Below are 19,316 nucleotides of genomic sequence, written 5' to 3' on the forward strand. Positions count from 1 at the left end.
GGCTACTGGCCGGCGGAGGGGGCGGTGGAGGGGCCGGCCTGGGTGCCGGTTCGGGGCTCGGTTCGCGGGTCGGCTTGGGGGTCGGCTTGGGGGTCGGTGAAGAGGCCGGCGAAGCGGGTGCGCAGCTCGCGCTTGAGCACCTTGCCGGTCGGCCCGAGCGGGAAGTCCTGCGGCGTGCGGGCGATCCGGACGGCGGCGAGCGCGGCCAGCCCGGCCGCGGCCAGCGCCTTGTTCGCCGCGTCCTGCACCTCCTCGGCGCCGGCCCCGGCGGCCCCTCCGGCCCCGGCCTGCAACCGGACGACGGCGACCGGGCGTTGGCCCTCGCCGACCGCCCCGGGGACGCCGACCACCGAGCAGTCCTGCACCAGGTCGGCGCAGTCGGCGAGCAGCACCTCCTCGATCGGCAGGCTGTAGACCGGGCCGTCGGCGGTGTCGATGACGTCCACCGTGCGGTCGAGGTGGTAGAACCGGCCGTCGGACGCGCGGCGGGCGACGTCGCCGGTGAGCCAGTAGCCGGCCAGCTCGAAGCTCTCGGTCAGCCGCCGGTCGTGCCAGTAGCCCGGGGTCCGGGAGGGGCTGACCACGCCGAGCAACCCGACCGTGCCGTCCGGGAGTTCGGTGCCGTCCTGGTCGAGCACGGCGGCCTTCAGGACCACCTCCAGCGGCCTGCCGACGCAGCGGTCGTCGCGGGCGCTCTCCGGGGTGGTCACCTGGCCGAAGAGCGCCATGCCCATCTCGGAGGAGCCCAGGCCGTCGACGAACTGCGAACCGGGCAGCGCGGGTTGGTCGGCGAGGTCCTGCGGCAGCAGCCAGGGGCGGATCAGCCCGGCCGGCCGCTCGCCGAGCGTCACCAGGCGGCGGATGTGCCCGTGGTGCGCGCTGTCGCCGGTGTTGAACCAGGAGTGCACCCGGGCCGCGCCGCGGACCGGGAGGTCGCCGGTGGCCAGCTCGACGAAGGTCCGGGGGAAGGAGGCGACCATGGTCGGCTGGAAGGCCTCCATCACCGGCTCGACGACGGCGCGCCGCCAGTCGGACATCACCACGGTGGGCAGGCCGAGCAGGGTCGCGGTGAGGAAGTAGCTGAGTCCGCCGGCGTGGGTGTGCGGCATCAGCGACATCAGCCGGTCGTACGGCTCGGCGGGGAAGCGCTCCATGCGTGGCTGCTTGCCGTCCCAGAACTGGCGGTGCGCCAGCATCGTGGACTTGGGGGTGCCGGTGGTGCCGGAGGAGTGGATCAGCGCCACCACGTCGTCCGGGGCGTGCCGGTACGGGTGGCCGGCGGGCAGCTCGACGGCGTCGGCGTCGAAGGCCTGCACCTCGGCGGCCAGGGCGAGGAAGCGCGGGCGGCGGCCCGGGTCCTCGCGGTAGGCGGCGGCCAGCCGGGTGGGGTCGTCGGCGACCACGCCGACCACGCCGACGTGGTCCAGGTAGCGGACCAGCACGTCGTGCCGCATCGCGTCGTTGACCAGCGCGGGGACGGCGCCCAGCGAGGTCAGCGCGAGGAAGTGCAGCAGCGGCTCCAGGCCCTCGCCGACCACGACGCCCACCGGCTCGCCGGGGCGCACCCCGTTGGCGTGGTACCAGGCGGCGTAACGGTCGCGCAGCGCGGCCAGGTCGAGCAGGCTGTGGCCGCGCAGCACGACCTCGCCGCGGTGGTCGGTGCGGTGGGTGAAGACGGACGGGACGGCACGGTGCGGGTTGGCCGCGAGGGCGTGGTCGAGGAAGTTGCCAGCGCCCAGGGCGGGTTCGGTCATCAGCCGCTGTCTGACGGCGAGGGGCGCGATGGAACTGCGGTCGCTCATGGGGGTCTCCCGAGGGGGTACCGGGCGCGGGTTCTCGTGGAACCGGCTCCGGGGAGGGGGAAAGGCGGGGGGAAGGCGGGTGTGCGGGCGTCGGGCGCTGGTTTCAGGCGCGGGCGAGGATGTCGGCGACGACCCGGTGGCCGGAGCGGATCGCGCCCTCCATCAGCCCGAAGTACGCGGTGCTGGTCTCGGTGCCGGCCCAGTGCACCCGGTGGTGCGGCGCGGTCAGCGCCGGGCCGAGCCGCGGCCAGTCGCCGGGCCCCAGCAGGGCGGCGTAACAGCCCTGGCTGAATGGGTCGTTGAGCCAATCGGTGACGTGGCAGGCGGTCGGCTCGGGGAGCATCGGGAAGAGCTGCGCGGCCTGCCCGACGGCCGCCGCGCGTTGCTGCCGCGGGGTGAGGGCGGCGAAGCGGTGCGCCTCGGCGCCGGTGACGAAGCCGGTCAGGACGCCGATGCCGGCCTCGGCGGGGGAGTCGTCCACGGTGGAGAGCAGCGGCCCCCGGGCGTTGACCGACCAGCCGGACAGGCCGTGGTCGCGCCACAGCGGCGCCGGGTAGACCAGGTGGACCTTGACCGCGCAGCCGCGCGCGGTGCGCTCGCCGGCCCGGCGCACCGGCAGGCCGGGCCGGTAGTCGATCGCGTCGGCGAGCAGCGGCGGCAGCGCCATGACGGCGACGTCCGCGCGGTGTTCGCCGCGGTCGGTGTGCACGGTGACGGCGTCGGCGTCCTGCTGGACGGCCCGGACCGGCTCGCCCAGCCGTACCCGGCGGCCCAGGCGCTCGGCCAGCCGCTCGCACACCTGGTGGGCGCCGCCGGCGATCCGGTCCTGCTGGGCGCCGCCGGCGAAGGCGTTGAGGTAGCGCAGGCCGCCGCCAGAGCGCAGGTAGAAGGCGAGGTGGAGGACGGAGATGTCGGCCGGGTCGGCGGCCGTCATCTCGCCCAGGAACAGCGGGAAGAACAGCCGGGCGTCGGGGTGGGTGAGGTGCTGCTCGGCCCACTCGGCGGCGGTCAGGGCGTCCAGACGTTCGGCGTCCGGGGTGAGCCAGGGCGCCTCCGGGCGTACGGCGGCGGTGAGTTCGGACAGCCGGTCGAACAGGTCGCCGAGCGCGACGCCGTCGAGCGGCGGGAACCGGCCGTCGCGGGTCGCGGCGTCGGGGCCGGGGCCACTGTCGCCGCCGGTGTCGCCGCCGAGCGCGAACCGGCTGGCGCCGGACATCGTGGTGGGGGTGGTCTTGAGCCCCAACTCGTCCATCATGGCGAGGAGTTCGGTGTGCCGGTCGCCCAGGTAGGCGGCGCCGGCGTCGACCAGGACGTCGGGGGCGGCCTCGATGCCGTGGGTGCGTCCGCCGACCCGGTCCCGGGCCTCCAGGACGGTCACGTCGAAGCCGTGCGCCGCCAGCCCGGTGGCGGCGGTGAGCCCGGCCAGTCCGGCGCCGACCACGACGGCGGTGCCTGCGGGCTGCTGGTCGTTGAACTGCTGGCCGTTGAACGGGTCGTCGTCGGACGGGTGGTCGTTCATCTCGCGGCCGAGATTCTGCGCGCGAGCGCGGTGGGGGTGGGCGCGAGCAGGAACTCGTCGAAGGTGAGCTCGACGGCGTAGCCGCGCGCGACGGCGCTCAGCACCCGGGTGGCGATCAGCGAGTCGCCGCCGAGGTCGAAGAAGTCGGAGTCGGGCGCCACGTCGTCGCGTTCCAGCACGCGCCGGAAGACGGCCACCAGGTCCTGCGGGGTGGCGGGGGTGGTGAGGTCAGTGCTCAACGGAGGTCTCCTTCGACCTGTCGTGGGCGCCGTAGCGCAGGTGGCAGCCGGCCCGGTCGACCTTGCCGCTGGGGGTGTGCACGAGCCGGGGGACGACGGTGATCCGCCCGGGCACGAGGTGGCCGGGCACCCGGGCCCGCAGGTACGACAGCAACTCGCGGGCCAGGTCCGGCGGGGAGGTGTGCCGGCGTGCCACGACGTACGCGAGCAGCGTGGTGCGGTCGGCCAGAGTGGCACCGGTGACGGCGGCCGCGGTCACCTCGGGGTGGCCGGTGAGGTGCGCCTCGACCTCCGCCGGGTCCACCCGGACGCCGCGCACCTTCAATTCGCCGTCCAGGCGGCCCTGGTGGGTGAGCAGGCCGTCCGGGCCGCGGCTCACCCGGTCGCCGGTGCGGAAGTACCGCTCGCCGTCGACGGTGGTGAACCGGGCCGCCGTCGCCTCGGGCAGGCCGGGGTAGCCGAGCGCGAGGCCCGGCCCGCCGATCAGCAACTCGCCCTGCCCGCCGAGACGTTCGATGACGTGCGGCAGGGCGTGGCCGATCGGTGCGGGGCGGATCGGTGCGGGGCGGATCGGTGCGGGGCCGATCGGTGTGCGGGCGGCCGGTGCGCGGTGGGCGCCGGGCCCGACCGGTTCGCGGGCGAGCGGTCCGGACAGGTCGACGGCGTGGGTGATCTGGGTGGTCTCGGTGCAGCCGTAGGTGTTCAGCAGCCGGATCCGCCCGGTGTCCAGCCGGGCCCAGTCGTCCAGCCGGGCGGGCTGGACGGCCTCCCCGCCGATCACCAGGAGCCGGACGCAGGGCGGCAGTTCGGCCCGGTCTTCGACGAGGTGGTGGACGAGCTCGTGCCAGAAGGCGGTCGGCAGGTCCAGGACGGTGATCCGCTCGCGCTCGACCATCCGCAGGAAGCGCGGGAACGATCCGCAGTGCGTGTCGGGGTCGAGGACGAGGGTGGCGCCCGCGGTGAGTGCCGGGAGGATCTCCTCGAAGCAGGTGTCCCAGTTGAGCGAGGCGAACTGGAGCACCCGGTCCTGGGGGGTGAGGTGGAAGAGGTCGCGCAGTGCGTGGGCCGTGGCCGCGACGGCCCGGCGGGGAGTGGCGACGGGTTTCGGCTGCCCGGTCGAACCCGACGTGAAGAGAATGTAGGCCGGATGTTCCGGGCCGCTTGCGGAACGGTCCGCCGGAAGGGTTCCGGGCGGTTCTCCGGGGAATTCCGAGAGGGCGGGTAACTCCACTAATCGAGTGCCGAGTTGGTGGTCCGCGACGGCTTCGCCGAGTATCGCCGTGCGGCAGTTCGCGGCCGTCGCCATGGCGTGTCGACGGGCCTCCGGGAATGCCGGATCGATCGGGCAGTACGTACCTCCGGCGGTCAGCACGCCGAGAAGTGCGACCACCGTTTCGGCCGTGTGGACGGCCGGCACGCAGACCGTGCCGGGGTCCGGTCCCAGGCGCCTGGCCAGGGTGTTCGCCAGCTCTGCGAGCCGGCCGTAGTCGAGGGTGCGCCCCCGCTGGACGATCGCGGGGTGTCGGGGATTGCGGCGTGCCATTTTTGTGAACGCGTGGATCAGGTCGGGAGCGACCTGGAGGGTGTCCTGATTAATTGACATGGCCGCCCCAAATGATGCTGTCGAATGCTCATCCGTGCTCGGCGAACGGCGACTCTACCGTCGAACATGCGTGGCGACAATGGATGTTGAGAGCGTTCTTCGAGGGGGGCGTGCTCGACGTGTGAACCCGCCCGAGGGCGTTCGGTCGTTCGAGTAGGGACGGCGCGCGCAAGGGCGCGGAGCGGCGTGGGCGAAGGCCCGGCGACAGCCCGGTGACGGCGCGTCAGGAGCCGAGCGGGGCCTCCCAGGAGAGCCGGGTGCCGCCGCCCTCGGCGGGCTCGACCGTGAAGGTGCCGCCCACCCGCTCGGCCCGCTCGGCGAGGTTGCGCAGCCCGCTGCGCCGGCCGCCCTCGGGCACGCCCACCCCGTCGTCGGCCACCACCAGGGCCACCCGCCCGGCGAGCGCCCGCAGCGTCACCTCCACCCGGCCCGCCCGCGCGTGCCGGGCGGCGTTGCTGAGCGCCTCGCCGAGGACGGCCACCGCGTGGTCGGCCAGTTCCTGCGGCACGTCGGTGTCCAGCAGGCCCTCCATGCTCAGCCGGGGCGCGAAGCCGAGCGTCCCCTGTGCCTCGGCGACGACGCGGGTGGCGCGGGCGCGCAGGCCCCGGTCGGGCTCGCTGTGGGCGCGCAGCCCGAAGATCGTCGACCGGATGATCTTGATGGTCTCGTCCAGGTCCGCCACCGCGCGGGCGACCCGGTCGGCGGCGGCCGGGCTGTCGATCAGCCGGCCCGCGCTCTGCAACGTCATCCCGGTCGCGAACAGCCGCTGGATCGCCAGGTCGTGCAGGTCCCGGGCGATCCGGTCACGGTCCTCCAGCAGCGTCAGGTGCTCGGCGTCGCGCCGCCGCTCGGCCAGCTCCAGGGCCAGCGCCGCCTGGTCCGCGAAGCCCAGCAGCGGCCCGGTCTCGTCCGGCCCGAAGGCCGGCTGCCCGGCCGCGCGGGCCAGCAGCAGCACGCCCCGCCCGTACCCCGCCCCGGTGCCCAGCGGCACCGCGACCGCCGGGCCCAGCCCGTCGAAGCGCCCCGCCGGGCCCGCCGGGTAGCGGGCGTCGCAGGCCAGGTCGTCGCTGGTCACCGGCGAACCGGAGGCGTACGCGGCGCCCGACAGCGTGCCGTCCACCGGCACCGTCACCCCCAGCCGCGCGGCCGGCGCGCCACCCAGCGCGACCTCCACCGTCAGCTCCTCCGCCCGCTCCTGCGGACCGTCCAGCGCCACCGAGACGTCGGCCAGCTCGGCGCCGGCGATCTCCCCGGCCCGGCGGGCGATCAGCTCCACCACCTCCAGCCGGGGCGCGCCCGACAGCAGGCTGCGGCTGATCTCCGCGCTGGCCCGCAGCCAGCGCTGGCGCAGCTGCGCCTCCTCGTACAGCCGGGCGTTGTCGATCGCCACCCCGGCCGCGACCGCCAGGGTGGAGATCACCGCCTCGTCGTCGGTGTCGAAGTCCAGCCCGCCGCGCTTGTCGGTGAGGTACAGGTTCCCGAACACCTCGCCGTGCACCCGCACCGGCACCCCGAGGAAGGTGTGCATCGGCGGATGGTTCGGCGGGAAGCCCGCCGAGGCCGGGTGTTCGGACAGCACCGGGCAGCGCAGCGGCTGCGGGTCGCGGATCAACTCGCCGAGGATGCCCCGGCCGGACGGCGGCGGGCCGATCTCGGCGATCTCCTCCTCGGACATCCCCACCGTCAGGAACTGCGACAGCGAGTGCCCGTCCGGGCCGATCACCCCGAGCGCGGCGTAACGGGCGTCCACCAGGTCGGCGGCGGCCTCGACGATCCGGTGCAGCGCCTGGGCGAGGTCCAGCTCCCGGCCGACCGCGAGCACCGCCTCCAACAGGCTGTGCACCCGGTTCTGGGTGCCGCGCGCCGCGTCGATCCGCCACTGGAGCTCCTCCAGCAGCTCGTCCAGGCGCAGCCGGGGCATCCGCGCGCCGCCACCCGCCGCGCTGCCGTCCGCTCCGCCCACCGCTGTCCTCCTCGTACTCGCCCTGGCCCGTCCTCCACCCGCCGCCGGAGGGCGCCAGGTGCCGCCCGATCAGGGCGATTGCCGGATTCACGGTAGTGCCCGGGTGTCGGCACCCCGCACGCCGGGGTGCGCCGTACGCTCCCACGGGCGGGCCTTTCGTCCCGTCGCGGAGGGGCCTGCGGCCTCTGTCGCGAGGCCCTGGCGGACCGCCAGGGTGGGGGAGGAGCGGACGGGCCGTCAGTGCGCACACCGTCCCCGCGCCGCCCCGCCAAGCGCCGACACAGTGGAGGAACCCTCATGACGCCATCCGTCCTGGCCGGGGTCGACGGCTCGCCGGAGAGCACCACCGCCGCCCTCTGGGCCGCCGACGAGGCGGTGCTCCGGGGCACCCCGCTGCGCCTGGTGCACGCCTGGCCGTGGCTGACCGACGGCGTGGCCACCTTCGCCGAGCCCGACGACCTGCCGGCCGCCGCGCAGCGGGTCCTGGCCTCGGCCGCCGACGCGATCCGCGAACGCCACCCCGACCTGGCGGTGCACACCGACGCCGTCCTGGACGCGCCGGTGGACGGCCTGGTCGCCGCGGCCGCGGACGCCGCCCTGCTGGTGCTCGGCTCGCGCGGCCTCGGCGGCTTCACCGGGCTGCTGCTCGGCTCGGTCGGCATGGCCGCGGCCGCCCGCAGCACGGTGCCGGTGGTCGTGGTGCGCGAGCCGGGCGCGCCCGACGGCGCCGGCGACGGCGTGCCCGAGGTGCTGGTCGGCGTCGACGCGCACGCCCCGGAGGAGGAGGTGCTCGCCTTCGCCTTCCAGGAGGCCGCCCTGCGCGGCGCCCGGGTGCGGGCCGTGCACGGCTGGGACCTCCCGCCGGTCTTCGGCTACGCCGGCGGGGCCGTGCCGCCCACCGAGATCGCCCAACTGGAGGCGCTGGAGGCCAAACTGCTCTCCCTCGCCCTGGCCGGCCAGCGCGAGCGACACCCGGACACCGCGGTGATCGAGGACGTCCGGCTCGGCGCCGCCCGCGGCCTGGTCGAAGCCTCCACCGGCGCCGCCCTCCTGGTCGTCGGCCGCCGCCACCGCTCCCTCGACTTCGGCCCCCGCCTCGGCCGCGTCGCCCACGCCGCCCTCCACCACGCCCAGTCCCCAGTCGCCGTCATCCCCCACCCCTGACCAACGGAACGATCGCGAAGGCGCGTACACCGTCACCGTGACTGGTTTTCACACGCGCGCCGCCTCCCGAAGGGGGCGCGCGTGCGTCCAATCGTGGGGTAAAGCGCCAACGTGCCCCGACCCGTTCCTATCGGAGCACGTTGGCGCCTATGACGGCCCTGCCGCCCGCTGCACGCACCTGCTCTCGCTCAGGAGCGCGAGGGCAGGCACAAGCCAGGCCCTGGCGGGGACGTCACTGAGGTGTCGTGATGCCAGCCCCAACCACAGCCAGGACGACGACCGTGAGGTCTTCTTCGGGGATCAAGTCCGGTGGGGGGTGATCGGTCGGGCGCGTTCGAGAAGATCGCGGACGTGGGGGTTGCGCCGGTGCGGTTGGGTTGCGGAGAGCATGGTGCGGATGCGGTCGTCGGCTCGGCCGGACTGGACGTGGGGGAAGTCGTCCAGGGCGAGGTTCCAGTTCTGGACGGCTTCCTCCAGCCGGCCGGCTTCGAGCTGCCATTCGGCGAGCATCGCGCGGTGACGGACGCGGGCCCGGCGGTACACCGCGGGTCGGACCTTCTCGGAGTGCTGGAGTGCGCGGATTGCGCCTTCGCGGTCGCCGAGTTCGTAGTTGACCTGGGCGACGTGGTACGAGAGGGAGGCCGGGTCGTAGGAGCCGTGGGCTTTGGCCTTGGACTCGGCCTGTTCCATGGCGACTTCGGCCGAACGGAGCATGGCGACCGCACCAGCACGGTCACCGGTCTGGGCGAGGGCGTGGGCCTGCTGTCCGGCGAGGAAGGCGCGCATCCGTGGGCCGGCCTCGGGTGATGCGGCAGCGGCGGCGTTCGCGTACCGCAACGCGGTTGCTCCGTGGCCGAGTTCGACCGCTTGGACGCTCATTCCGCGCAGGGTGGTGCAGTAGGTGAGGTGGTCGCCGGCGGCGAGGGCGAGCTCCAGCGCTTTGGTGTAGTAGGCCTGGCCGAGCAGGTCGAGGCGTTCGTCCACGGCCATGTAGCCGGTCAGGTAGAGGTGGTCGGCGGCGGCGGACAGCATCGCCTTGCGGACCTCGTCGTCGGCGGTGGCCTTGAGGTGTGGGGCGATGTTGTTGACCATGAACGCGGCGGCCATCGGGCGGGCGGTCCGGCCGCCGAACTGGTCGTCCAGCTCACTGATCCGTTCGGTCATGGCGATCACGGCCTCGACCTCGGCCATGCCGATCCGGGTGTGTGGATCCGCCTTCAGCCGCTCGAATCGCCCGATGACGTCCGGCCGGCCTGGAATGGTGAAGGCGACCGAGTACAGGCCCGCCCCGAGTACGCCCCTGCGCGATGGGTCCATGTCCATGCTCCCGAGGTCGATCAGTCCCGCCACCGTATCCCCGGACTGGGCCTGAACGTCAGGTCGATCGGCGAAGCCCGCCTCGAATGCGGTGACCGGCCGCCCCAGGCGGCGGGCCAGGGCCTCCAGGACCACTTTCTGGTACTTGGCCATGGGACGGGTGCCCGAGAGCCAGTGCGAGACGGCCGACTCGTCGTACCTCAGCTTGTAACCGGCCTCGGTTCCGGCCCGGTTGACCGCTCGGGCGAACTCGCCGTTGCTCGCCCACCGGCATTCCTCTACCAGCGGGGCGAGCTTGCCGGTGGGTGTCCGTTCGCGTGCTGCCATCGCCGCCCCCGGGCCGGGTTTCAAGGGTTTCAAGCATCCGGGGTGTCTCTACCGTGTTCACGCCGAGCGCACACCTGTTGACTCATTGTCAGGCCGAGTGAGAGCCCCGTACGTCGGGGTCGCGTCGGCTCCACGATCGGCGGCACCGCCCACCTGCTCGTCCATTCCCCCAGGTGGCCGGTACCGCTCTCCAGGCCAGTGCCGAAGGGTGCCCCACCGTGGTCGTGCATTCCCATGTCTTCTTCCTGACCAGAGATCCGGTCTCCGTGCCCGTCGCCCGTCGCCGGGTGAGGAGCCGCGTCGCCAGCTGGGGCGTCCTGCTCGACGAGGACTCCCGGCTCGCGTTGGACACGGTCACCTCCGAGCTCGTGACCAACGCCGTCCGGCATTCCGACCGGCCGATGCTCACCGTCGCCGTCTACGTGAGCGTCCCGCTGCGGCGGGCCCTGGTCGAGGTCTACGACGGCTCGATCACACTTCCCCGGCGACGCCAGGCCGGCACGGACGCGGAGAGCGGCCGGGGGCTGGAACTGGTCGAATGCCTGGCCCTGGCGCACGGCGCGGAGCGGACCGAACAGGGCAAACGCGTCTGGGCGGAGTTGGCCCTGCCCGAACAGCCGATGACCCGGCGACAGCTCCTCGCCGGGCCGCGACGAGCGGTCCAGGCAGCCTTGAACGCGCTCGAACGCCGTGGCCGGACGCCGATACGAGCCCCGCACTGCCCCGGCAGCACCCGTCCCGCCGTTCCGGCCCGCTAGGCAGGAACCCCGTCAGGAAGGGATCAGAACCAGTGATCAGCATGACCAGGACCAACGGCGTCCTCGGCCGCCGCGGACTACGAACCGGCGTCGAATGGTCCACCCCCGGTGCCGCCCGCGCTCGCGCCGCCCAGCTCGTCGCCGAACACCGCTCCCAGCAGCGGGAGATCGTCCGCAACCCGCACCTGAATACCGAGTGGGCCCGCGCCGCCGTGCGAACCCCGCAGCTGCTGGCCGCCGTCCAGGAAGCCATCGGCCAGGACATCGCGGTGGAGAACACGTTCCTCGTGGTGAAGTGGCCCGGCCGCGCATTCGAGATTCCCTGGCACCAGGACGGCATCGATGCCCGCCTCGAACTGGACCCCGACCGCTCGGTCTCCGCCTGGCTGGCAATCAGCGACGCCACCGTGAGCAACGGCTGCCTGCACGCGGTACCCGGCTCGCACCAGTTCGGCTACCTGCCGTTCTCCTCCGAGGCCGAGCACGACGCCGAACGCGGCCGGGCCGACCAGGCGATCGGCTTCACCGCCGACGCCTCGACCGCACTGCCCCTGCCGGCCGGGTCCGCCCTGCTCATGGACAGCCGCCTGCTGCACCGCTCCGGCACCAACACCAGCAACGGCGCCCGCGTCGGCCTGAACGTCCGCTACGCCGCCCCCGGCGGTATCCGCCGCCGCGACCCCCAGAGCCCCAGCCCCGACCCGATCAGCGGGACGGGCTGATAGCCACCGCCCAAGGGATCAACACCCCACCGAGAGGAGCACAACGCCGTGACCATCCTCGAAGAGATCGTCACCCGCGATGGCCTGGTGACCCGGGTCCGCGTCTTGACCGGCGAGGACGCCGACGCGGCCCGCCGCGCCGACAAGACCCCGATCGCCAAGTCCGACTGCACCTACTACTGCCCCGACGCCGCCACCGCCGAGCGGTGCATCCAGTCCCTGCGCGAGTCCGACGAGCGCCTGCGCAACCGCCCCGAGGAGCTCATGCTCTGGGACTGGCAGTGCACCTACTTCGAGGCCGAACCGGGCAACCCCAACGGCGGCGGCACCGTCCTCCTCGGCGTCGCCTGGTACGACCGGGCGTTCTTCGACGACCGGCGCGACGCCTGGTTCGGCGCCATGCACCAGCGGATCTACAAGGACCTCGGCATCCCGCTGGAGGACATCACCGTCACCCACTGGCAGCTGATCACCAGCTGACCCGAGCACCACCAGCACACCGGCCGGGCCCCGCACCGCAGGGCCCGGTCCACGCCTGGACTCAGTCGCGGGCCGCCAGCTCCGGCACCGGCTCGACCTCCGGCAGCGGCCGGCGCCCTCGCACCAGGCCCAGCACCAGCACGGCACCCGCCCCGCCGGCCAGCGTCACCGCCAGACCGCCACCCAGGAACGCGGCCCCCGGCCCGGCGGCGGCCAGCCCGGGGACGAACAGCATCGACACCGTCCCACAGGTGCGGATCACGGTCAGGTCCACCGTCAGCAGCCGCCTGCGAGCGGCCGGAGGGAACAACGCGAAGTGCGTCGACAACGCGATCTGCAAGAACGGCGACACCGCCCCCGACAGCACGGACAGCGCCAGCAGCACCGGCAACGACCCAGCCAGCCCAGCGGCCGCCAGCACCAGCCCCGACACCGCCCACGCCCCGCAGTACGCCGCCGTCAGCGGCACCGGCAGCCGCACGTTCCCGGCCACCAGATTCCCGGCCAGAGCACCCGCGCCTGTGCAAGCCAGCACCGCCGCGTACGCGGAGGCCCCGGCGCCGAGCCGGGCGGCCAGCAGCGCGGGCATCGCCAACGACACCGCCCCGGCGAAGATCCCGATCCCGTGCACAGCCAGCACCACCCCGGTATCCGGATGGGTCCGCACCAGCGACCAGGCGCCGTGCCGCGTCCCAGCCGGCAGCGGCGCCGTCTGCGAGACGACAGCAGCTGGCCGGACGCGAGCGGCCAGCAGCACCAGAGCGAGCGCCGAGACGGCGAACGTCGCCGCGTCCACCCAGAACAGCCCGGCCAGCGGCATCACCGCCAGAAGCAGTCCAGCCGTCCCGGGCCCGGCGATCCTGGCGATGCGGCCGGTCAGGTCCATCAACCCGCTGACGGCCTGGACCTCGCCCGTCCGGACCAGATCCGGCACCATCGCGCCGAGGTTCGGATCGAACAGGGCACCGCCCACCCCCAGCAGCGCGGCCGAGGCGATCAGTCCCACCATGCCGAACTCGGCCCACGCCCACGGCAGCGCGGCCACCAGGACCAGCCGCACCGCGTCCACCACCGCCAGCGCCCGCAACGACGCGAACCGGTCCATCATCCGGCGCCCCACCGTCCCCAGCACGATGTACGGCAACGACTCGGCGACGGCCATCAGCCCCATCGCCCCGGCACCCGCGTGCTCCCACGCCATCCACATCACGGCCATCGCGTACAGCCGGTCACCGAACACCGACGCCGTCTGCGCCCCCCACAGCAGAAGCACAGGCCCACGCCGCAGCAACCGCACGTACCGCATGATCCACTCCGCCCCAGGAAGCACGAAGTCCCGGCAGCGAACCGCCACCGGGAACTCCCCACACCCTAGGGCAACTTGAAACCCACCCGGAGCAGGCGCCCCGAGCGCGGCACCCCGTCGCCGACGGCCACATCCCTCACTCGGCCCCGACTCCGGCAGGCTGTCCGGCACACCGGCCCCGCTGATCGGGCCGGCCATGCCTAAAGAATATTTTCACCTAGCAGGGCCTCGTTTGATTCACATCGAATCGAATATGTCAGCGACCTCAGAAGTTGATTTCGATATATTCTTCATTGAAGTTTGCCGCACACGAATCTGCTCTTGTTTGTCAATGATCCGTGTCCTATCCTTCAGTGGATCCAGTGGTGCAAGATGGGGGTCTATGGTGGCGAGTGTGGGCGCTCCCAGGGATGGGCAAGATTTGCTCGAATATCGGTCGAGTTTGACGCCAGAGCAGGAGTGTCGCGCTCAGGAGGACTACCGGAGGACGGTCAAGGAGTTCGACCAGCTAGAGGTTGACATTCGAGAGGCTCGCACCTTTCAGCGGATCTTCTGGTTGAGCATGCTCGGCGCGATGGCGTTGACCTTCCTGCTGGGCTACACCGTGATCATTGGCCTCTGGAATACGCAGCTGCTGTTCGTGCGATATGTGGGACTGGCGATCGTAAGCGCCCTGTGGGTCGCTATGGGTCGGCTCCTGCGGACCAACCGCCAGAAGATCGCTGCCAAGTCCGGCGATCTGCGCAATGCGCTGCAGGATCGCCAGACCGCCGCAGCCCAGCTCCCACTGGATTCCCCTTCTGGCCTGCGAATTTACCGCGAAGCGTCGCTGGAGATCATCGATCAGTATCGGAAGGGTGCCAACAAGAACCGACGAGTTCACAACTTCTTCCAGGTGATCATCATCACCGGGTCAATCGTGACGTCATCCCTTGCTGCAATGAACGACGGAAGCAGTGTCACGTTGAGGTTCGGAACCGCCTTCCTCAGCGGCTTCGTGGGAATTTCGGCAGGCGTGACTGGGTACTTCAAGTTCCGGGAGCGCGGCTACAACCTGCAGTCGACTGCCGACGAGATCGAGAAACACTATAACGCATCACAGTTCATGCTCGATGAATATGCCGGAAGCGACCCGAGCAACCCTCTCCCCGAGGGTGATCGACTGCGAATGTTTGCTCGATTTGTCGAGCGCCTGAAAGAGGAGCAGCGGAAGCGGGAGCTGCAGCTTGAGCAATCCAGCTCCGCGAGCGAGGAGCACGCCAGCTGATGAGCTCAAGGCGCACAGTGGGATGGCAGGAATTACGTTTCCTACTCTCGCCGATCCAACACTGGCGCACCCGCCGGTTAATGAGGGCCCATGGCTCAATTTCGTACACGACTGCCTGGTGCGTGGTGGAGCTGGCTCGATCCCCCTCTGAGCTTCCGTACGTCCACGATGTCGCCGCCCGGATGAAGGCACTGGGCATGCCGACGCCAGGAATCACTCTAGAACCTTGGGGCTGCTTAGACCCAGTCGAGCAGCGCCGCCGCCTCGCGTGGTTGGAGCGTCATGGGGCAACCCCACTTGCTGCTATGGGAGTGACGCGCGGGGCAGTCGAACAGGCAAAACTTCATGTTGTGGAATGGGGCCTGCCCGCCGGACACGGAGCCGCCGCGGTCACGGCCAGCCGGAGCGCAGAGCGTGGGGACGGCGAGCGGCCGCGGAGATAAAGGAGGGGCCAAGCAGTACTGCCGGAGCCGGTTCTGAGTGCGCACTTTTCCCCTCCCCCACTGTCAAAAGCGGCACCACCCTTGTCGGATCCCCCGTAGAAATTGGAACGCCAAGTGCCCGGACGCCAGCCGAAGTCGAACAGTGTCGGCTCCGCCAGGTGCGGTATGAGCACCAGCACCAAGAAGGAGACGGTCAACACCGCTCTACGCGAGGTGCTGGAGAATAGACGGCGAGCGCTCGCCCTCACGCGGCTGCGTGCCGCGGCCGATGCGGGGTCCTTCGACCTGGAGATCTTCGAGGACAAGAGGAACTACCGTCGGTGAACGCGGCGCAATTCCTGATCGACACCAGCGCGCTCGCGCGTTTCATGTGCGGCGACGCCGAGCAGTAGGGCTGGGAGCAGGCCGCAGCGGCGGGCTTGGCCGCAACCTGCCCCATCACCGAGCTTGAGTTCTTCTACAGCGCGCGGACAACAGCCGACCGCACGCAGTGGATCGAAGACATGCGGCTGGGTGCCGGTCGATGACCGCGCCTGGCACGTCCAGGGCATGCTGACCAAGCGAGGTCAGCATCGCAGCGCCGGAGCCGTGGACCTGATCGTCGCGGCCACAGCCGAACTGCAAGGCCTGACCCTCCTGCACCGGGACCGCGACTTCGAGTGCATCGCGAACGTCACCGGACAGGCCCTCCAGTGGTACGGGCCGGAGAGCGGCAAGTGAATCCTGCCCGGTCCAGTCCAGGACCGGGAGCCGGAAGAGGGCCCTGGTCCTGCTCGAACCGCAATCTCGCAACTCTTCCTCCGCCCGACAGGCCATCGGCGGGGCCGGATCGCGCCTCGACGGGGGGGCGGGGCGTGATCCGGGCGGGGAGTGTCAGGGTGTCGGCGGTTCGGTTGGGCGGGGGCGGGTGCCCGGGGGGAGGACTTGGGCCTTGAGGTGGAGGTCCGGGCTGTGGCGGAAGCCGAGGGTGAAGTCCACCCACTGGCCGGCTCGTAGGGGCGGGGGGTCGGCGATCATCAGGTCGGCGTCCTCCGGGGCCATTGCCAGTTCGCCGCGGCCCGGGATCGGGAGGGCGGTCACCGGCTCCCAGCGGCCTGCGGCGCCCTGGTGGAGGTGTCGCTTGATTGTGATCCGGCCGCCGAACTCCCAGCTGGCGGACGTCAGTTCGTCCGGTACGTCGCCCGGGTTGCGGATCGTGAAGAACGCCGCCGTGGCCGGGGCCGCGCCTGCCGTCGGCAGCAGCAGCCAGCCCGGGCCGGCCTCCACCGGCCGGGGCCGCCCGGCCCCGCCGACCGCCGTCCACCCGGTCAGCAGCACCAGCGTCAGTGCCGCCGCGCCCACCGGCGGGCCGACCACCCGCAGCCGTCCGAGCGCGCTCATCGCCCCGTTCATCGCCGCGCCCCCTTCCGGGCCGCCGAGGCGCCCCGTCCGGGCTGCCAGGTGCGCAGCCGCAGGCTGTTGCCGACCACCAGCAGCGAGCTGAGCGACATCGCCACCGCCGCCAGCATCGGGTTGAGCAGGCCGACGGCCGCCAGCGGGATCAGCACCACGTTGTAGCCGAAGGCCCACAGCAGGTTGGCCCGGATCGTGCCGAGGGTCCGTCGGGCCAGCCGGACGGCGTCCACCACCGCCTCGATGTCGCCGCGCACCAGGGTCAGTCCGGCCGCGCCGATCGCGGCGTCGCTGCCCGAGGCCAGCGCCACCCCGAGGTCCGCCGAGGCCAGTGCCACCGCGTCGTTGACGCCGTCGCCGACCACCGCGACCGTCCGCCCGGCGCCCCGCAGCTCGGCCACCACCGCGGCCTTGCCCTCCGGTGAGGCCGCGGCGTGCACCCGTTCGATGCCCAGCTCGCGCGCCACCGCCCGGGCCGCGCCCGGGCCGTCGCCGGTCAGCAGGACGGTCTCCAGCCCCATCCCGCGCAGCCGGTGGAGCGCCCGCCAGCTGCCCGAGCGCAGCGTGTCGCCGACGGTGAGCACGGCCGCGGCCCGCCCGTCCAGCTCGACCACCACGGCCGTGCGGCCGGTGTCCGAGGCGGCGGTGACCGCGTCCGCGAGGTCGGCGGGCAGCGGCTGCGCCGTGCCGTCCGGGCGGACCACCCGTATGCTCCGGCCCTCGACCACCCCGGACACCCCGACCCCGGTGGCGGCCGCGAAGGCGTCCACCGCAGGCAGCGGACCGCAGCGCTCCCGCGCGGCCGCCGCCACGGCCCGCCCGATCGGGTGCTCCGAGCGGTGTTCCACCGCGCCGGCCAGCCGCAGCACCGCACCCTCGTCGAGCCCCGAGTCGAGCCCTTCGTCGAGCCTCGCGTCGAGACCTTCGCGGCGGCCTTCGTCGAGCCCCGCGTCGAGGCCCTGGGCGACCGTCACCGTCGCCAGTTCCATCCGCCCGGTGGTCAGTGTCCCGGTCTTGTCCAGCACCACGGTGTCGACCCGGCGCAGGCTCTCCAGCACCTCCGGGCCGCGCACCAGCACGCCCAGCTCCGCGCCCCGCCCGGTCGCCGCCAGCAGCGCCGTCGGGGTGGCCAGGCCCAGGGCGCACGGGCAGGCGACCACCAGGACCGCGACCGCCGCCGTCACCGCCGCCTGGGGGGCTGCGCCCGCGCCGAGCCAGAAGCCCAGCACGCACACAGCGCCCGCCAGCACGCACGGCACGAACACCCCGGCCACCGCGTCGGCGAGGCGCTGCGCCCGGGCCTTGCCGGCCTGGGCGTCCGCCACCAGTGCGGTGATCCGGGCGAGTTGGGTGTCGGCGCCGACGGCCGTCGCCCGTACCACCAGTGCGCCGCCGACGTTGACGGTCGCGCCGGCCACCGCGTCCCCGGGGCCGACCTCCACCGGCACGCTCTCCCCGGTCAGCAGGCTCAGGTCGAGCGCCGAACCGCCCTCGACCACCACCCCGTCGGTGGCCACCCGTTCGCCCGGCCGCACCACGAACTCCTGCCCTGGCAGCAGCAGTTCGATCGGTACCAGGCGCTCTTCGCCGGTCCCGCCGTCCCGGACGCACACCTGCTTCGCGCCGAGTTCGGCCAGTGCCCGCAGCGCGGAGCCGCTGCGCCGCCGCACTCGGCCCTCCAGCAGTCGCCCGGCCAGCACGAACAGCGGCACCCCGACCGCCGCCTCCAGGTAGACGTGCGCCGCGCCGCCGCCGTCCGCGGTCAGCGAGAACGGCATCCGCATGCCGACCTCCCCGGCGCCGCCGAACACCAGCGCGTACGCGGACCAGCCGAAGGACGCCACCACCCCCAGGCTGACCAGGGTGTCCATGGTGGCCGCCGCGTGCCGCAGCCCTTGCCAGGCCCGGCGGTGGAACCCGGCCGACCCCCAGGTCACCACTGGGACGGCCAGCGCGAAGCAGACCCACTGCCAGCCGGGGAACTGCAGTGACGGCACCATCGACAGCACCACCACCGGGACGGCCAGCAGCGTCGTCACCAGCAGTCGCCGGCGCTCCGCCGGCTCCTCGTCCGGCAGCCCGACGCCCGCCCCTGCGGGCGCCAACTCGGCGGTGTATCCCGCCCGTTCGACGGCTGCCACCAGCTCTGCGACCGGCACCCCGGCCGGGTGCAGCACCCGGGCCCGACCGGTCGCCAGGTTCACCCCGGCCGTCACTCCGTCGATCCGGGCCAGCCGCTTCTCCACCCGGCCCACGCAGGCAGCGCAGGTCATCCCGCCGACCGCCAGATCGGTGCTCACCAGGGCCCCGGCGTCGGCCCCCGCGACCGGGCTCATCGCATCCCGCCCATGTCGTGCCCGCCCATCCCGGGCGCCCCGGGCGACGCGCCGCCCCCGGGCGTCAGCCCGGGAGACACCGGGCCCGCCTGCCGTCCCACCGCATACGCCACCACGAACACCACCACCAGCAGCAGGGCGAACCCCGCCAGCACACTCAAGGGCCGGACACCCGGCGACTTCGCACTCACCCCCCAGCAGTCGGACGGCGGGCGCGGTTGGTTCCCGTACGGTCCGAACCGGTGGGGCGCGCCCTGGCACCGCGGGCCCGGCGGGACCCGTACGGCAGGCTCCGGGCCCGGATTAATTCGGATGACGCACCCGATGTGACCAGGTAACGTCCGGGACGGCGCCTCCCGATGCGCTGGGTCCCGGCTACTACCCGTCAACTAGGTGCCGGTGCCCGTGGTCGGTTCCGGGAGGCGCCCATACGCGTTCGGCCCCGGGGCCGTTCCGGCCCGTGACCCGGGTCATGGCCCGGGGTCCGGGCGAATCCGCCCTCTGTCGAATCTGATCGCCATACGGTCCCTTCGTGTGCCGAAGACCGGCACCCGGCCCGGGCGGCCCGCGCCGGGGGGGCGGGGGCGGGGTGAAACCCGCCGGGAGTATGGCCGGGTTCGTATAAAAAAAATGAGACGCCGACCACCAAAGACAGGTTGATAGAGGGGGGTGAGCGAG

15 protein-coding genes and 1 pseudogene are annotated in these 19,316 nt (G+C 72.8%); 7 read left to right on the top strand and 9 right to left on the bottom strand.

Annotated elements, in window-relative coordinates:
• Positions 1-2: 2 nt before the first annotated feature.
• The 5 genes from ACFV61_RS11060 to ACFV61_RS11080 form a co-directional block, all read right to left on the bottom strand.
• Entirely contained in the window at positions 3-1,802 is a 1,800-nt protein-coding gene (locus ACFV61_RS11060; RefSeq protein ID WP_380491218.1) for a class I adenylate-forming enzyme family protein, read from the bottom strand.
• A gap of 103 nt (positions 1,803-1,905) precedes the next feature.
• Entirely contained in the window at positions 1,906-3,321 is a 1,416-nt protein-coding gene (locus tag ACFV61_RS11065) for a flavin monoamine oxidase family protein (protein WP_380491221.1), read from the bottom strand.
• Complete coding sequence (locus ACFV61_RS11070) at positions 3,318-3,560, bottom strand: phosphopantetheine-binding protein (RefSeq protein ID WP_380487584.1); 243 nt, start codon at positions 3,558-3,560, stop codon at positions 3,318-3,320. The genes ACFV61_RS11065 and ACFV61_RS11070 overlap by 4 nt, the downstream gene beginning before the upstream one ends.
• Positions 3,550-5,163 (bottom strand): amino acid adenylation domain-containing protein, encoded by a 1,614-nt coding sequence (locus tag ACFV61_RS11075; RefSeq protein WP_380491223.1) that lies wholly within the window; start codon positions 5,161-5,163, stop codon positions 3,550-3,552. Before ACFV61_RS11075 ends, ACFV61_RS11070 begins: the two co-directional genes overlap by 11 nt.
• Before the next feature lie 223 nt (positions 5,164-5,386).
• Positions 5,387-7,084, bottom strand: coding sequence for a GAF domain-containing sensor histidine kinase (locus tag ACFV61_RS11080; RefSeq protein WP_363373498.1), 1,698 nt, complete (start codon positions 7,082-7,084; stop codon positions 5,387-5,389).
• A 339-nt stretch (positions 7,085-7,423) separates the two neighbouring features.
• On the opposite strand from ACFV61_RS11080, the gene ACFV61_RS11085 reads away from it, so the two are divergent.
• Positions 7,424-8,290: a universal stress protein gene (locus ACFV61_RS11085; protein ID WP_380491224.1), complete on the top strand. Its 867-nt coding sequence runs from the start codon at positions 7,424-7,426 to the stop codon at positions 8,288-8,290.
• A gap of 300 nt (positions 8,291-8,590) precedes the next feature.
• On the opposite strand, the gene ACFV61_RS11090 is transcribed toward ACFV61_RS11085, so the two are convergent.
• Positions 8,591-9,934 carry a tetratricopeptide repeat protein gene (locus ACFV61_RS11090; RefSeq protein ID WP_380491225.1) on the bottom strand — a complete coding sequence of 448 codons (1,344 nt, stop codon included), beginning with the start codon at positions 9,932-9,934 and terminating at the stop codon, positions 8,591-8,593.
• A gap of 218 nt (positions 9,935-10,152) precedes the next feature.
• Between ACFV61_RS11090 and ACFV61_RS11095 the strand changes: the two genes are divergently transcribed.
• The 3 genes from ACFV61_RS11095 to ACFV61_RS11105 are packed head-to-tail and all read left to right on the top strand — an operon-like array spanning position 10,153 to position 11,894.
• Complete coding sequence (locus tag ACFV61_RS11095; protein ID WP_380491227.1) at positions 10,153-10,692, top strand: ATP-binding protein; 540 nt, start codon at positions 10,153-10,155, stop codon at positions 10,690-10,692.
• A gap of 41 nt (positions 10,693-10,733) precedes the next feature.
• Positions 10,734-11,414, top strand: a complete 681-nt coding sequence (locus ACFV61_RS11100) for a phytanoyl-CoA dioxygenase family protein (protein WP_380491229.1) — start codon at positions 10,734-10,736, stop codon at positions 11,412-11,414.
• A gap of 48 nt (positions 11,415-11,462) precedes the next feature.
• On the top strand, positions 11,463-11,894 hold the full coding sequence (locus ACFV61_RS11105) for a hypothetical protein (RefSeq protein WP_380491232.1): 432 nt from the start codon (positions 11,463-11,465) through the stop codon (positions 11,892-11,894).
• Positions 11,895-11,955: 61 nt separating this feature from the next.
• Here ACFV61_RS11105 and ACFV61_RS11110 read toward each other — a convergent pair whose 3' ends face one another.
• Positions 11,956-13,167, bottom strand: a complete 1,212-nt coding sequence (locus ACFV61_RS11110; protein ID WP_380491234.1) for an MFS transporter — start codon at positions 13,165-13,167, stop codon at positions 11,956-11,958.
• A 427-nt stretch (positions 13,168-13,594) separates the two neighbouring features.
• Between ACFV61_RS11110 and ACFV61_RS11115 the strand changes: the two genes are divergently transcribed.
• The 3 genes and pseudogenes from ACFV61_RS11115 to ACFV61_RS11125 all read left to right on the top strand — a co-directional run bounded on the left by ACFV61_RS11115 (position 13,595) and on the right by ACFV61_RS11125 (position 15,630).
• On the top strand, positions 13,595-14,467 hold the full coding sequence (locus tag ACFV61_RS11115; RefSeq protein WP_380491236.1) for a DUF4231 domain-containing protein: 873 nt from the start codon (positions 13,595-13,597) through the stop codon (positions 14,465-14,467).
• A 608-nt stretch (positions 14,468-15,075) separates the two neighbouring features.
• Entirely contained in the window at positions 15,076-15,234 is a 159-nt protein-coding gene (locus ACFV61_RS11120) for a type II toxin-antitoxin system VapB family antitoxin (RefSeq protein ID WP_380491238.1), read from the top strand.
• Positions 15,231-15,630: pseudogene (locus ACFV61_RS11125) on the top strand (PIN domain nuclease). The gene ACFV61_RS11120 and the pseudogene ACFV61_RS11125 overlap by 4 nt, the downstream one beginning before the upstream one ends.
• A 153-nt stretch (positions 15,631-15,783) precedes the next feature.
• Here the strand turns inward: ACFV61_RS11125 and ACFV61_RS11130 are convergent.
• Both ACFV61_RS11130 and ACFV61_RS11135 read right to left on the bottom strand, forming a co-directional pair.
• The gene (locus tag ACFV61_RS11130; protein WP_380491241.1) at positions 15,784-16,302 is read right to left on the bottom strand and encodes a copper chaperone PCu(A)C; all 519 of its coding nucleotides are present in this window, start codon (positions 16,300-16,302) and stop codon (positions 15,784-15,786) included.
• On the bottom strand, positions 16,299-18,638 hold the full coding sequence (locus ACFV61_RS11135) for a heavy metal translocating P-type ATPase (protein WP_380491244.1): 2,340 nt from the start codon (positions 18,636-18,638) through the stop codon (positions 16,299-16,301). The genes ACFV61_RS11130 and ACFV61_RS11135 overlap by 4 nt, the downstream gene beginning before the upstream one ends.
• Positions 18,639-19,316 lie beyond the last annotated feature (678 nt).

Origin of the sequence: Kitasatospora sp. NPDC059817 (assembly GCF_042731835.1) — a bacterium.
Lineage (GTDB): Bacteria > Actinomycetota > Actinomycetes > Streptomycetales > Streptomycetaceae > Kitasatospora.